10 protein-coding genes are annotated in these 15058 nt (G+C 53.1%); 9 read left to right on the forward strand and 1 reads right to left on the reverse strand.

The genetic code is table 11. The features are described 5' to 3' along the window. Positions 1–2: 2 nt before the first annotated feature. The 8 genes from A4E54_RS00090 (at position 3) to A4E54_RS00125 (ending at position 11142) form a co-directional block, all read left to right on the forward strand. Positions 3–1112 (forward strand): ABC transporter substrate-binding protein, encoded by a 1110-nt coding sequence (locus A4E54_RS00090; RefSeq protein WP_286723591.1) that lies wholly within the window; start codon positions 3–5, stop codon positions 1110–1112. Between the two features lie 34 nt (positions 1113–1146). After that, the gene (locus tag A4E54_RS00095; protein WP_240081845.1) at positions 1147–2091 is read left to right on the forward strand and encodes an ABC transporter substrate-binding protein; all 945 of its coding nucleotides are present in this window, start codon (positions 1147–1149) and stop codon (positions 2089–2091) included. Further along, positions 2088–3389: a dicarboxylate/amino acid:cation symporter gene (locus tag A4E54_RS00100; protein WP_240081844.1), complete on the forward strand. Its 1302-nt coding sequence runs from the start codon at positions 2088–2090 to the stop codon at positions 3387–3389. The genes A4E54_RS00095 and A4E54_RS00100 overlap by 4 nt, the downstream gene beginning before the upstream one ends. A 30-nt stretch (positions 3390–3419) precedes the next feature. After that, the gene (locus A4E54_RS00105; protein ID WP_240081843.1) at positions 3420–4811 is read left to right on the forward strand and encodes an NHLP bacteriocin system secretion protein; all 1392 of its coding nucleotides are present in this window, start codon (positions 3420–3422) and stop codon (positions 4809–4811) included. Positions 4812–4837: 26 nt separating this feature from the next. Beyond that, on the forward strand, positions 4838–7003 hold the full coding sequence (locus A4E54_RS00110) for an NHLP family bacteriocin export ABC transporter peptidase/permease/ATPase subunit (protein WP_286723596.1): 2166 nt from the start codon (positions 4838–4840) through the stop codon (positions 7001–7003). A gap of 28 nt (positions 7004–7031) precedes the next feature. Continuing rightward, positions 7032–9743, forward strand: coding sequence for an NHLP bacteriocin export ABC transporter permease/ATPase subunit (locus tag A4E54_RS00115; protein ID WP_353681799.1), 2712 nt, complete (start codon positions 7032–7034; stop codon positions 9741–9743). 31 nt (positions 9744–9774) lie between these two features. Continuing rightward, positions 9775–10851, forward strand: a complete 1077-nt coding sequence (locus A4E54_RS00120) for a DUF7005 family protein (RefSeq protein WP_240081841.1) — start codon at positions 9775–9777, stop codon at positions 10849–10851. A gap of 69 nt (positions 10852–10920) precedes the next feature. Next, positions 10921–11142, forward strand: coding sequence for a Nif11-like leader peptide family natural product precursor (locus A4E54_RS00125; RefSeq protein ID WP_240081840.1), 222 nt, complete (start codon positions 10921–10923; stop codon positions 11140–11142). 103 nt (positions 11143–11245) lie between these two features. Here the strand turns inward: A4E54_RS00125 and nlpM are convergent, their stop codons facing one another. After that, complete coding sequence (nlpM, locus tag A4E54_RS00130; RefSeq protein WP_286723599.1) at positions 11246–12637, reverse strand: nif11-like peptide radical SAM maturase; 1392 nt, start codon at positions 12635–12637, stop codon at positions 11246–11248. A 228-nt stretch (positions 12638–12865) separates the two neighbouring features. On the opposite strand from nlpM, the gene A4E54_RS00135 reads away from it, so the two are divergent. Then, positions 12866–14965, forward strand: a complete 2100-nt coding sequence (locus tag A4E54_RS00135; protein ID WP_240081838.1) for a RiPP maturation radical SAM C-methyltransferase — start codon at positions 12866–12868, stop codon at positions 14963–14965. Positions 14966–15058: the final 93 nt, after the last annotated feature.

A 15058-nucleotide genomic window follows, 5' to 3' on the forward strand; every position in this document is an offset into this window, starting at 1 on the left:
CGATGAAAAAAATCGTTTTTATGGCGTTTGTACTGGTCCTGCTCTTGCCGACCCTTGCCACAGGCTGCCTGGGAACAAAAAACAAGGGGGACATCGCCATAGGCGTGGCTTGGCCTTTTGCGTCCAACAACAGCATGTTCAGAGAGGGAGTTGAGCTGGCCGCCAAGGAGATTAACCAGGGCGGCGGCATCAAAGGCCGTAATATTAAATTGGTGATGAAGGACGATGAGGCCTCGGTGGCGGCAGGAATGGCCGTGGCTCAGTCATTTGCCGGGGAGCGGCAGGTGGCGGCGGTAATCGGGCACAGGAATTCCTTTGTTTCCATTCCCGCCTCCAGAATATACGAAGAAGCGGGACTTGTTATGCTTTCCCCGGCTTCCACCGCGCCGGAACTGACCAGCAAGGGTTACCGGTTTGTATTCCGCAGTCTGCCCAGCGATGATGAAATAGCCAAAAAGATGGCTGCTTTTTGTTCTCAGCAGGGTCATAAACGGATGGTTATTTATTACTCCGAGGATTCTTACGGGATGGGCCTGGCTAATTCATTCGAAGACCAGGCCAAAGAAGCCGGCCTAAAAGTGGTTGACCGTATTTCATACTACGGCGACCTGAGAGATCTGGAAAGGCTGCGCAATAAGTGGCAGGCGCTGGACTACGACGGCATATTTATTGCCGCCGCCATGCCGGCAGGCGCTGAATTCATAGCCGACGGGGGCCGGGTGGGTATCTCCGTCCCGTATTACGCGGGCAACGCCATGGACTCTCCCCAGTTATATGAGATAGGCGGCAAGGCGGCGGAGGGAACCGTGGTGGGCACTATTTTTAATCCGGACGAGAACCGGGAGGAAGTAAGAAAGTTTGTGGAAGCTTTTACCAAAGAATACAATGAGCCGCCCGGCGCATATGCCGCCCAGGGCTACGATGCCGTTAAGCTGCTGGCGGCGGCCATCGGGCAGGCCGGTGACGCGGATGCCGCGGCCCTGGCCGCTTCTCTGCGGGAATTGAAAAATTGGCCGGGAGTGTCCGGCTATCATTCCTTCGACCAGTACGGCAATGACGTGGGAGATCTTGTGGTGATCAAGGTCCTGCGGGACGGAGAGCTTCAGTTATAAAAAAGCGGCTGACAGCCTGAACCCGGGGGTAATAATGTTCAAGGTCAGGACAACCTGTTTTATCCTTCTCGCCGTCTTCTGCCTGGCGGCTGTCTCCGTGGCGGGGTGCGGCCAAACCGCTCCCGGGGACGGCCCAAAAAATCTCAGGGACACTGAAGAGGTTTCCGCGAAAACGGCTGTGCAGCCGCCGGCCGTTAAAAATTTGACTGAGCGTGAACTTTCGTTGCTGCCGCCGGACATCAGGCGCATTAAAGAAAAGGGCAGGCTCACGGTGGCCATGTTCCGGCAGGACCGGCCCCCCTTTTTTTATAACGACGACAGCGGGCGGTTGGCGGGAATCGATGCCGCGCTGGCCCGGGACATAGCCCGGTGGCTGGAGGTGGACGTGGTTTTTGACCGCCAGGCCGGGTCCTTCGACGAGGTTGTCGACCGGGTGGCTTCCGGCCAGGCCGATTTAGCCGTTTCTAAATTGAGCGTAACGCTTTCACGTGCCCAAAAAGTCCGCTATACCCAGCCCTATACGGTTTTCAAGCAGGCCTTGCTGGTAAACCGCATGGCCCTGGCGGCTTTGGAAGCAAAGCACCCGGACGGGGAGCCGCTGGACCTGATTATTAATGCCGCGCAGAAAATAGGGGTGCGTGAGAACACTTCATACGTGGAGTATGGCAGGAACCTATTCCCGCATGCTGAAATCATATCCTTCACTGAGTTGGAGGAGCTAATTGCAGCCGTACAGGAAGGAACAGTGCCGGCGGCTTTTTACGACGAGTTTGAGCTAAGAAACGCGATTGATAAAAATCCAAGTCTTTCTATTTACGCCAAGCTGTTTGTGATCAAGGACCGCGTCGATCCCATCGCCATGGCGGTGGCGCCGGAGGACGGGCAACTCCTGGCCTGGCTAAACCTGTACCTGGATATTATGAAACAGGATCTGCAAATTGACCAGCAACTGGCCGAATACAGCGGAGGGGCCAAATGAGGCAGCCAGATGGAAAGAGGTCCGGGATCAGTTGGGATTGCCTGAAAAACCCATGGGTGATTATACTCGGCATGGCTTCCGGCATTATGACCGGGCTGTTTAACAAAGACATGGCTCTCAAAGCAGCCCCCCTGGGTGATGCCTACCTGTCTTTTTTAAGCATGTGCGTTATTCCCATCATGATCACGGCTGTCATTACCAGTTTCGGCCGGCTGTTCAGGGCCAGGGAAGTAAGTTTCCTTTTAAGACGCATAATTGTTGTTTTCCTGCTGGGATTGCTGATCACAAGCTTCGTCGGTATCTTCGCGGCGGTTGCCGGCAAGCCCGGCCGGCTGGAACACCAGTCCCAGGACAGGCTGGGGAAGGTGCTGATGCAGTATGAGAGGGACAATTCCGGTGAAAACGACGGTGAAAAGGATTCCTTCGGGCTCGACGAATTCTTGAAAATGATCATTCCGGCCAATATTTTCAATGCCCTTTACGAGGGAAAAAACCTGCAGATCCTGTTTTTTTCCATTATCTTGGGGCTGACGCTGGGAATATTGCCCTCGGAAAAAGCCGGTTATCTGCTGGACATCACTGAGGTGATTTTTAAAGCCTTTGAAAAGATTATTGTACTGGCTATGTATGTTCTCCCCCTGGGGCTGTTCTGCATGCTGGCCGGCCAGATCGCCCAGGCCGGCGTTGAGATTCTTAAGGCCATGACCAAATTTGTGGTGATTATCCATGTTACCGGTCTTGCCCTGGTTTTGCTGGGGTCCGCGGTGATTTCCAGAGCCGCCGGGAAGCCGTTTCTACAGACATTCAGGGACCTTAGGGAACCTCTCATCATAGCCTTCGGCACTTGCAGCAGCTATGCCGCCATGCCGTCGGTGTTCAGCAAACTGAGGGATAATTTCGGACTGAACCAAAACCTGATCAAGCTGGTGGTGCCGCTGAGCATTGTCATCTGCCGGTTCAGCATGGTGGTGGTCTTCACCATCGGCGCGGTATTCATGGCCCAGCTTTACGATATGCAGGCCGGCTTTAGCCAATACTTTTTCATATTGCTTGTTTCAGTATTGGCCGCCGTGGCCGGCGCGGGAGCGCCCGGCGTGGTGGCCCTTTCCATGATTGCCATTGTCCTGACCCCCCTGGGTCTGCCTGCCGGGGCGGCTATTGTGCTGCTGCTGGCCGTAAACGCCATCATCGACCCAATGCTTACCATTATCAATATTCATTTAACCTGTGCCGCTACCATTTTAATAGCGCGGGAAAGACAGGGGACAAGGAGAACGCCGGTTGCGGGGTCAATGTAAAACCCCGGTGTTTTGAGAGGAGGTTCGCGGTTGAGCGGAGGAATTTTTCGCAAGGTGTCGCTGGAGAGGCTTTCGTCTCCGGAGCAGCTCGACCAGCTGTTTTCGGTAACCACTCCGCGGGCATGGTATGCCCTGATCGCTATTGGCTGTATCCTGGCCACGTCCCTCTTATGGGGCATCCTGGGCAGAGTGCCGCTCAAGGTTAACGGGCAGGGCATTATTATTAAGAGTTTCGGAATGTACAATATAGCTCATCCCGCGGGCGGGCAGATTTCTGATTTAAGAGTTTCGGTGGGTGATGTAGTGAAAAGGGGCGACGTGGTGGCAAGGATCGAGCAGCCTGATCTGGTTACGCAGATCAACGACCTGAAGGCCGGGCTTGAGCGTCTGAAAAAGCTTGAAGTATCAGATGCCAACCCGAACGAAGGAGACCTGGGGTCGGACCTGTCCGATCTGTACGACTTGATTAGAAGAATTAAAGAGGCCAGGTCGTCTTTGCCGTACGAAGAGGCCAACTATAAAAGCGCGGTATCGGGAAGACAATATGAAATAGAGAGCGCTAAGATCAGCCTGGAGCAGGCCCGGGTCAACGAAAAAAATAAGCAGGACTATGTAGATAAGCTTGACAATCTGTATAAAAACGGCGCGGTTACCGAAATTGAGTTGACTAATGCCAGAAAGGACCTGGAGCTGGCCCGCCTGGAGGTCCGGACGGCGGAGGAGGAGCTGGCCAAGCTGTCGGCTGGAGAGTGGCAGGAAACTATCATTACCTATAAAGAAAAACTGCAGCAGGCGCAGCTTAACGTGCAGCTCCTGGAGGAGCAGTTCGTCACCACAAAGGCGATGAAGATAGTTGAAACCGAAAAGAAAATCAGTCAACTGCAGGACGACCTCAATTTGAAGACGGAAGTTGTTTCGCGGGTCGACGGCCGGGTACTGGAGGTACAGGCCAGGAAAGGAGACATGATTGCGCCGGGGGCGAATCTGGTCAGCCTGGAGCGTATGGGAAATACGATTAATTTGGAAGTGGTTCTTTATGTTAAGGCCGAAGAGGGCAAAAATATCAAGCCGGGCATGGAGGCCCAGATCAGCCCCAGCACGGTTAAAAAGGAAGAATACGGATTTATGCTGGGCAGGGTGGTTTCGGTTTCCGAATACCCCGCCACCGCCCAGGGAATGATGACTTCCCTGGGAAGCCGGGAACTTGTGTCCAGGCTGTCCGAAGAGGGCTCCCCGCTGGAGGTGCATATTGACGTAATTACAGACGAGAGCACCGTGAGCGGCTATAAGTGGTCTTCATCAAAGGGGCCGCCGCTGAAAATAAACAGCGGCACATTTTGTGCCGGTACAGTGTCAGTAAGTGAGCGGCGGCCGATCAGCATGGTGGTACCAATGGCTAAGAAAGCCCTCTCAATTTACTGATTGGCTGGCGGACGGGGGTATTGGTGATGAAGGAAAAACGGCAACAACGGGTCAAGGTGCCCACCGTGCTGCAGATGGAGGCGGTGGAGTGCGGGGTTGCTTCCCTGGCCATGATCCTGGCGTACTGGGGGAGATACATACCTCTTGAAGAGCTTCGCCTGGACTGCGGGGTTTCCCGCGACGGCAGCAAGGCCAGCAACGTGCTGAAGGCGGCCAGAAAATACGGGCTGGAAGCAAAGGGGTACCGGCAAGAGCCCGATTCCGTAAAAAAAATGGAGTTTCCCCTGATCATTCACTGGAATTTCAATCACTTTCTGGTGCTGGAGGGGTTTCAAAACGGGAAGGTGTTTCTTAACGATCCCGCAATGGGGCCAAGAACAGTTTCGGAAGAGGAATTCGACCAGTCCTTTACCGGGGTGGTAATGGCCTTCAAGCCTGGTCCTGATTTCATAAAAGGCGGAGAAAAGCCCAGTATGGTAACCGCCTTAAAGAAAAGGCTGAAGGGGTCGGAAATCGCCCTTACCTACGTTATCCTGGTTGGGCTGGCTCTGGTTATGCCCGGCCTGCTTATTCCGGTGTTTTCCAAAATATTCGTTGATGACATATTGCTGGCCAACAGGCAAACCTGGCTGGTCCCCCTCCTGCTGGGCATGAGCCTGACAGGTCTGCTGCGGGGGATTCTGACCTGGATGCAAAAATATTACCTCTTAAAGCTTCAGACCAAAATTGCCCTGACCACCTCGGGGCAGTTTCTATGGCATGTGCTCCGCCTGCCGGTGGAGTTCTTCAGCCAGCGTTATGCGGGCGATATCAGTTCCCGCATGCAGAGCAACGACAAAGTGGCCATGCTGCTGTCCGGCCAGTTGGCCACTAATGCCCTTAACCTGATCATGATTGTTTTTTACTTCGTCCTGATGGTTCAGTACAGCCTGCCGCTGTCGCTGGTGGGGGCGGCCGTGGCCATTGTTAACATACTCTACCTGAGATATGTGTCGGCAAAGAGGGTGGACCTGAACCGGAAGCTCCAGCAGGACCGCGGAAAGATTATCGGCGCGGCCATGTCGGGACTGCAGGTTATTGAAACCCTGAAAGCCACCGGGTCTGAATCAGATTTTTTCGCCAAGTGGTCGGGGTACCAGGCCAAGGCGTTAAACGCGGAACAGCAGATGGGTGTTACCAACCAGTACCTTTCGGCCATTCCTGTATTCCTGTCCGCTTTGACCAACGCAGTGGTTCTGATTATAGGCGGCTTCATAATTTTAAACGGGGGATTGACCATAGGCGGACTGGTGGCCTTTCAAAGCCTGATGGCCAGCTTTATGACGCCTGTTATCGGACTGGTGGGATTGGGCGTGCAATTACAGGAGATGAATGCTGATATGTGCCGCCTGGACGATGTGCTGAAATACCCGGTTGATGAGCAGGCCCGGGCAGATATTCAAGAAGATACTCCGGATGGGACCTACCGGAAGCTTGCCGGATATGTCGAGCTTCGGAAGGTAAGCTTTGGCTACAGCCCGCTGGAGCCGCCCCTGATAGAAGACTTTAACCTGCTGTTAAAGCCGGGGCAGAGGGTGGCCCTGGTGGGGGGGTCGGGCAGCGGCAAGTCCACAGTGGCCAAAATGATCACAGGCTTGTTTAAACCGTGGTCCGGGGCGATATTATTCGACGGGCAGGCCAGGCAAGATATCCCCCGGGTGGTGCTTACCAGTTCACTGGCCATGGTTGACCAGGACATTTCCATGTTTCAGGGAACAATCCGGGACAATATTACCCTTTGGGACGAAACCATTGCTGAGCTTGACCTTGTCCGTGCGGCAAAGGACGCCTGCATTCACGATGATATTACCTGCAGGCCGGGCGGCTACGACAGCATGCTGAGCGAAGGGGGAAGCAATTTTAGCGGCGGGCAGAGGCAGAGGCTGGAAATCGCCCGCGCCCTGGCCGGCAACCCGTCCATCCTGGTAATGGATGAGGCCACCAGCGCCCTGGACCCCCTGACCGAGAAACTGGTGGACGAGAGCATCAGGCGCAGGGGCTGCACCTGTGTGATTGTGGCCCACCGCCTCAGCACCATCCGGGATTGCGATGAAATTATAGTCTTGGACAGAGGGAAAATTGTGCAGCGCGGCAGCCACGAAGAGCTGATGCAAACAGGCGGATATTATGCCGAGCTCATCAGTACAGCCTAGGAGACTGTTGAAGGGGGGAAGTGATCCTGTGACCGTACCGGAAGTGTTTCAAAAAGAAGGAAAGGCAATTGCGGTGGAGGGAAACAAGCCCTTTCTAATGACCGATCCAGGGTATTTATGGATGGTAGAGCGTGGAAAGGTGACCGTGTTTACCGTCTTTGCTTCTGGCGGTGAGGCGGTTGGCGCGAGGGACTTTCTTTTTGAAGCGGGGCCGGGAGATATACTTTTGGGTGTCAGGCCCGAGGGCGATGAGCAAGCATTGTGCCTGATGGCGACAGGTCTTACCGGCACTAATATGCTGCAACTGAGCTGGGCAAGGTTTTTGGAGGCCGCTGCCCACCCGGACCAAAGGGATGTTTTTATAAGCGCCGTCAGCCGCTGGGCCGGGTCCCTTGCTGAAAGTACCGCTGCAGCCATGCCGTCCGGCATTGTGTGGTCCGGCGGGATGTTTTGGGTCGGAGAGACCGGTGCTGAAGGATCCCTGACGGGCCTTGCCGAATTTCACAGCCGCGCCGTCAGGGCGGCCCTGGACCGCCGCCGGGGAAGGGAGCAGGCGGATAATCAGCGCTTTCACGACAAGTCTAAGAATGACCGGCGTTTGATGGAAAGTGCCCTGCGCCGGCTGCTGGCCGCAGTGCAGCCGGGAATAGCGGCTCCGGTCGGGGAGGAATTTTCCGGCGATGACCTCCTTGACGCCTGCCGGCTGGTAGGTCATTCGTTGAAACTAAAAATAGTGCCGCCTCCGCAGGACAGAAAGGAATCTTCAAAGGACCCGCTGGGGGATATAGCCTACGCGTCTCGCGTACGGCTGCGCAAGGTGCTTTTAAAAGAGGAGTGGTGGAAGCAGGACAACGGCCCCCTGCTGGCTTACCTGGAGGACGACAGCCGGCCGGTGGCGCTGATTCCCCTGTCACCGGGACTGTACGAGATCCATGATCCGGCCCGTCAAATAAAGGTCCGGGTCGATTTTGAGACAGCCCGCCAGGTTAAGCCCTTTGCCTTCACCTTCTACCGCCCTTTTCCGGATAAGGCCATGAAGCTGTCCGACGTTCTGGTATTCGGACGGGAAAACTGCTGGCGGCAGGACTTTGCAATGGTGTCCTTAATGGGGATTTTGGGCGGACTGCTGGGCATAGTCGTGCCTGTCGCCACGGGAATAGTGTTTGATACCGTTATTCCCGGGGGAGAAAAGGTCCAGCTCATACATGTCGCCTTTTTCCTGGCAGCCAGCGCCGTTGCCGCAATGTTTTTTCAGCTGATCAGGTCTTTTGCCATGCAGCGCATATTGGGAAAAATGGACGGTTCCATTCAGGCTGCGATCTGGGACCGGGTCCTGAGCCTGCCGGTGCCTTTTTTCAGAGATTACACTTCCGGGGAGCTGGCCATGCGGGCCATGGCCATTACCCAGATCCGGACAATTGTGTCGGAAACCATGGTAGCGACAATTCTCACCAGCATATTTTCGTTCTTTAACTTAATCCTTCTTTTTTACTATAATGTTAAGCTGGCCGTCCTGGCCGTCTGTTTACTGGCTTTGGCAATTGCCGTTACGTACTCTTTAGGGCGTATCATGACCGGGTATGAGCGGCAGGTGGTTGATATCTCAAACAGAATCTCCGGATTGGTTTTGCAGTTTTTCGGGGGAGTGGCCAAATTTCGCGTGGCCGGCGCCGAAAGCAGGGCTTTTTACCAATGGTCCGGGGAATTCAGCCGGCAGAGGAAAATTACCTTCAATAAAGAGATTATCGGCAGTTGGTTGGAGACATTCAATGCAGTTTTTCCGGTGGCCGCTTCCATGGTTATATTTTATAACGTGGCCGCTTCCACAGCCAGCACCTTGGCCCCCGGTCAATTCATCGCTTTTAATGCAGCGTTCACCAGCTTTTTTGTGGCCATGATTGAGTTGTCGCAAATACTGGTGGAGATATTCAGGGTGGTTCCCCTCTTTGAGCGGGCCGGTCCCATATTGGAGGCAATGCCGGAGTACGACGAAGCGAAGGTCGATCCGGGTGAACTTTCCGGTTCCATTGAGGTCAGCCACCTTAATTTCCGCTACAAGGAGGACGGCCCGCTGATCCTCAACGACGTGTCCCTGCATATAAAAGAGGGGGAATACGTCGGGCTGGTGGGGACCTCGGGCAGCGGCAAGTCCACCCTTTTCAGGGTTGTGCTGGGTTTTGAAAAACCTGAATCGGGCCGGATATACTACAGCGGGCATGACATTGAGAAAGTGGACATACGCGAACTGCGCCGGCAGCTGGGAGTTGTTCTCCAGAACGGGAAGCTTCTGGCGGGGGATATATTCACCAATATAGTGGGGTCCAATCCCAACCTGACCATTGATGACGCCTGGGAAACGGCAAAAATGGTCGGGCTGGACAGAGACATAAAAGAGATGCCCATGGGCATGCACACCATCCTCAGCGAGGGGGCGACCACCCTGTCCGGCGGCCAGCGGCAGCGGCTGCTGATCGCCCGCGCCATTGTCAACAGGCCTAAAATAATATATTTTGACGAGGCTACCAGCGCCCTGGACAACAAGACTCAGGCCATAGTCAGCCAGAGTCTGGACGAGCTGAAGGCTACCAGAGTCGTAATTGCCCACCGATTGAGCACCATTGTCAATTGTGACCGGATCATCGTCATGGATAAAGGGAGAATTATTGAAGACGGGCCATATGAAGAGTTAATGAATATGAACGGAGTGTTTGCCGATCTGGCCAGGCGGCAGCTGGCGTAAGTCGGCCGTTGACAGTAGAGGAGTGTGGGCATTGCCAGAACAATTGTCGTTTCTCAAAGAGAATCATTTCAATCATACCCATGTTAAACCGTGGCGGGAGATTCCTTTGACGGATGAACTCTTTGTGGCGGATTGGGAGGAGTATATAAAGGATATTCCCCGGCTGGGCGCCCTGGCCGTACTGCAAAAAAAACTGGTGCAGCTTAATTTTCCGGTTGAAGCAGGCATGAGTAAAAACTCCGATTATCAGCTGGCCACCAGGAGAGGGATGGACGCCCTCTCGATGCCGGGAGCGACAGGGGTTGAACTGGAAGAACCCGATCATCTGGAAGTATATCTTTGCCGCACAATTGCCGGCAGAATACCAGTAATCCAGGTAGGAAACAGAAACGATTTTGAGGCCCTGGTACGTGTGTTTCTCTACAAGAACGAGCCTGTATCGATACCGCCGTCCATGGGGGCGTGTATGATTAAAGGCTATAACAATTGGGCCAGGGTAAAAAAGTATAAGGAAAAATGGCATAGTGACAACGGTTATGAAGAAAACATGGACTTTTTGTGGGAATTGGAATTTGCAAAGATGAAATCTCAGCCGGAATTATACCGGGACACTTTTATAATATTGAGCGACATGGAATACAGTAATGTTCCCGCCGGGATGCTGGGCATTGCCGGGGATGAGTGGCGGCGGTTATCCCTGGTCATTCGCCGGGAGCATGAAGCCACGCACTACTGCACGCTGCGTTTTTTCGGCTCGGCCCGCGACCATTTGCTGGACGAGCTGATTGCCGATTACATGGGTATCGTTGCTGCCGTGGGCAGGTACATAGCACACTGGTTTCTCTGCTTCATGGGCCTGGAAAATTATCCTGCTTTTCGTTCAGGCGGAAGGCTGGTTAATTACTTAAAAAACAAGGAATTATCCGGCGCGGCTTTTGAGGCGTTAAAGTCTTATATTAAAAATGCGGCCCAGAATCTGGAAACCTACAGTGAAAAGTATGTCCCGGGAGTTTATCAGGGTGAGGGAAAATATAGAATGTTGCTGGCCATGTCTAAGATGAATTTAATTGAGCTGGCATCCGAGGGCATAAAGGAAAAATTACTATAAAACGTTTTAATATGTAATACCTTAAAGGGTCCGACGTATTAACTTTTGAAAAGTAAAGGAGGTGATAAAATGAGTGTTGAATCGGCAAAGAAGTTTATTGAAAAAGTCAAGACAGATGAGGCGTTTGCCCAAAAGGTAAAGGAATGTAAAGATTCTGAGGCCCGCCTGGCGTTCGCGAAGGCATCGGGTTTTGATTTTACGGCTGAAGAGATTAAGGGGGTCCAAACGGAGTTAAGTGATGACGAACTGGATGCTGTGGCCGGTGGTGGCTGCTTATTAATGTTTGGTTAAAATTTGAGTTGTAGTTAAGCATTAACATTTCTAAAAATCTGACTTAAATAGCAATCCCGTACCACTTTGATAGTGATACGGGATTGCTTTTTGAATCATCTTTCTAAAAATCAAGCGGGCATGGCTTGGGAGTGAATATATGGTTTTCGATAAGGAAAGTCCGGTCCTCAGGCGACAGGCGGCAAATAACGGCCGCCGCCAGCTCAAGTTCCCGGCATCTCAGCCGGCACAGGTCCTCTGACGGCAATGCCGCCGATCCGGTGGAACCCGCGTGATCATGCTTGCAGCCACCCGCGCAGTAATATCTGGCAAAGCAGGGGGCGCAAACTGCATTGTCTGTCGTAGGGCTTTTTTGATATACTTCTCTGTTCAGGTCTTTGGCGAAGATACTGCCCAATTTATACTCGTCCCTACCCACGAAACGGTGGCACAAATACACATCCCCGGCACAGGAAACACCTGCAACCCTTAGGCCGGCATCACAGGCATAAAGTCTTTTGCGATTATGAAGCAGGGAAATCAGCCCTTGATATAATCCGCTCCTAGTCATGAGGCTCCGCAACGCCGCGGCATCTCTGCTTCGGGTAAGGCGTATCCATGTTTCCGACTCTTGTTCCAACTCCCGCAGGAGATGCCAAGTGTCCCGCGCCGGGTTTGTTTTGCCCGGTTCTGCTGCAAAAAGGGATTTAGAGGCCGGCGTAATGGTTATTTCCGCAAAACCGATTTTTTGCAGCGCTTCTTTGACGAGTTGGGGACCGGTATCCCCGACGATTACGGCGTGGGCGGAGGCTTCGGGCAATACTGCGAGCAGCTTTTTTATTTTGGGCACGGTGGAATCATAAGATCCTTCGCCGTTTGCGTAGGGCCGCTGAGCGTCTTGCACCGCCTTGGGGCCGTCAAAACTGACGGCAACGGATAGCCCGTGTTCTTTTATGAAGGTGATTTTTTCGTCATCCAAAAGGGTGGCATTGGTGATAACCTCAAAATCGACCTCCTTTTCCGCCTCCGGAACTCTTTTTTCGGCGTAATCCACGACTGCTTTCATCAGAGGGAATTTTAGCAAAGGTTCCCCTCCCAAGAAGCAGATGTGCAGTTTTTTCATTTTACCCGATTGCTCCAGCAGCCAGTCCACGGCCTGAAAGGCGGTCTTTTCATCCATGCTGCCTCCGGTGCCGTATTTCCCGCCGTCTCCATAACAGTATGTGCACTTAAGATTACAAGATTGGGTCAGGAAGAGCATCATTTTGACAAGGGAAAAGGATTCTCTTCTTGCGGTTTTTCTGCTTTTCTCTCCTGCCTCAAAAATTAATTCGAGCCTTTTAAGGTCTGCTTCCAGGCCGGCAGTCAATGACACTTTTGGCTCAGTGACAATCATGTTAAGGGTTTGGGCGTCTATCTCTTCTACAGAGCTTGCGCGCATGTTTTCAATATTTATCATATAGTGGTTGCCCTGATGATTAAATAAGTGAAACGGCATTATATCGTTTTTGTCCATAATATCGTCCTCTCTTTTTCGGTTATATATTTTTTATACGTTTAAGTATAAAGTTCATTACAGAAAGGGTGTAATGCTTTCTTTTATTTGTCGTATTAACTTAAAGAAACGATGGTAAAATTGAATTTTACCATCGAGCAAAAGGCAATCTTCATAGCCAGGAATGTGATAATGTTTTCCTGCCGGAAGATGGTTTGAAGGACGAGAGCTGATGAGGAGGTAAAAAGTTTGACTTGCGGAGTAAGCAGCCCTGCCGGCAATTTGGCCGGAGAAAACTTTCGGTTGCCCCTGGCGCCTGCGGACGTTTGCCTGGTATGCATGCCCTACTGTGATCCGGAACTGCCCTCACTGGCCCTGGGGTTGCTGCAGGCCGTGCTGATGGAAGGGGGCATCGAGGCCAGGAGCATTTACGCCAACCTCCTCTTCTGCGAGGAACTCGGGGTGGCATTATACGAGCGAAACCACCCGGGGGATAGTCACCTGCCGCTGGCCGAATGGTCATTTGCCGCCACAGCTTTTCCGGAGTTCCAGCCTGATGAAAATCATTTTGTCGGTGAAATCCACGCCAGAATAGGCGGGTTGCGCAAGCAGAGCCTGGAGGAGTGCCGCGCCGAGCTGCGTTTCATTCGTCTGCAGGCGGAAAGGTTTACCACCCGCCTGGCGGCGCAAATTCTCAAACTGTCTCCGCGTATCGTCGGCTGCACCTCAAGCTTGTTTCAGAGAGTGCCATCCTTGGCCTTGCTCAGGAAGATACGTGAGCTTAACCCGGATGTTATCACCATAATGGGAGGGGCGGACTGTGAAACAGTCATGGGACGCGCGACTCACCAGCATTTCCCGTGGGTCGATTTTGTAGTCTCCGGAGAGGGCGAAGATCTCATATTGCCGCTTGCTAAAAGCATATTTGAATTCGGCCGCCGGATTCCTCCCGAAGCTTTGCCCGAGGGTGTATTTGCCCCCCCGCACCGGCAGTTCGGCTACCCGGGAGCAAAGCAGAACGGGGATGAGGGGCTCCCGCGTGCCGTGGCTGGTTCCTTTGAACGTCAGATAACCCCCGTCTATCAAGATTACTTTGACACGCTCAGATCCCTGCCCGCAATGGGCAAAATTGTCCGCCCAGGCCTGCCAATCCAGGCTTCCCGGGGCTGCTGGCACGGTAAGTGTAAATTTTGCGGACTCAATACGCCGCGCATTCCCTACCGTTCGCGCCCGGCCGCGGGGGTTCTGGCCGAGCTGGAAGAGCTCAGCCGCCGTTACGGGGTTGAGCATTTCGAGTTTCTTGACAACATCCTGGATATGAGATACTTTCGCGATCTGATTCCCGAGCTTATCCGCCGCGGTGCTCCCTACAAGATGTTCTACGAAATTCGCTCGAATTTGTCCAAAAAGCACTTCAAAATGATGCGCGAAGCCGGTATCGCCTGGTGCCAGCCGGGCATAGAAAGCCTGCACAGTGAGGCGCTGAAAGCGATGAACAAGGGGGTGGCCGCCTGGCAAAACATCCAGACGCTAAAATGGTGCCGCCAGTTTGGGATCAATGTCAGTTGGGGGATTTTGCACGACTTCCCGGGCGATCAGGATCGCTGGTACCAGGAGATGGCTGAATTAGTACCCCTTCTGACACATTTGAATCCGCCCTGTACAATACACAATGTCCAGTACCAGCGGAACAGTCACTACTTCGACCGGGCGGCTGACTATTCCCTGAAATTGACTGCCATACCTTTACAAACCCTTATTTATCCATTAAATCCAGGCGCGATTAACGACCTTTCCTACACGTTTGAGGATGAGTTTAAAAATGACCCGTTAATGGCTGTCTTATTTGACCGCTCCGGGTTACGGAACCTGCAAAGGGCTGTTTTTCAGTGGTCTGTGGCATCCATTAGTCAGAACAAGCCGGTGCTAAGCATGAAGGTAGACGACGAGCAAGTTATTGTGCGTGACAACCGTCCGGTTGCAGTCGCCCCTTCTTTCCGCCTTGATGGCGCGCAACGGGAGCTGTATCTGGCCTGCGACCGGGCAGAGGATGAGACACAGGTGCGCGAGATGCTCCTGGGTAAAGGGTTCAGCAGTTCGGACGTTGATGCCGCGCTCCGGACTCTTTTGGACAGCAAGCTGTTAGTTCGCGTTGATCAGCGATTGTTGGCCCTGGCGGTTGAAGAGCCGTATTTGGAATACCTTTCAGAAGACCAGAATCCATATGGATGGATCAGTGCTGATTGCGGATCAATGCTTGGAAGGCCAATTGAATTCATGAAATCTTATATAAAGGACATGGCCGGCAAAGGATTGCTGGACAGCCGCTACTTACCTGCGGATTGCTGAGTTAATGGATACTTGAGGCTTTACTAGCCGGGCCCCGGCAGGCGCGGCAAAAATATAAAAGAATACACTTTAGAAGGTAAAAGGCCATAAACC

Origin of the sequence: Pelotomaculum sp. PtaB.Bin117, assembly GCF_002067195.1 — a bacterium.
In the GTDB taxonomy this organism is placed as follows: domain Bacteria; phylum Bacillota; class Desulfotomaculia; order Desulfotomaculales; family Pelotomaculaceae; genus Pelotomaculum_D; species Pelotomaculum_D terephthalicicum.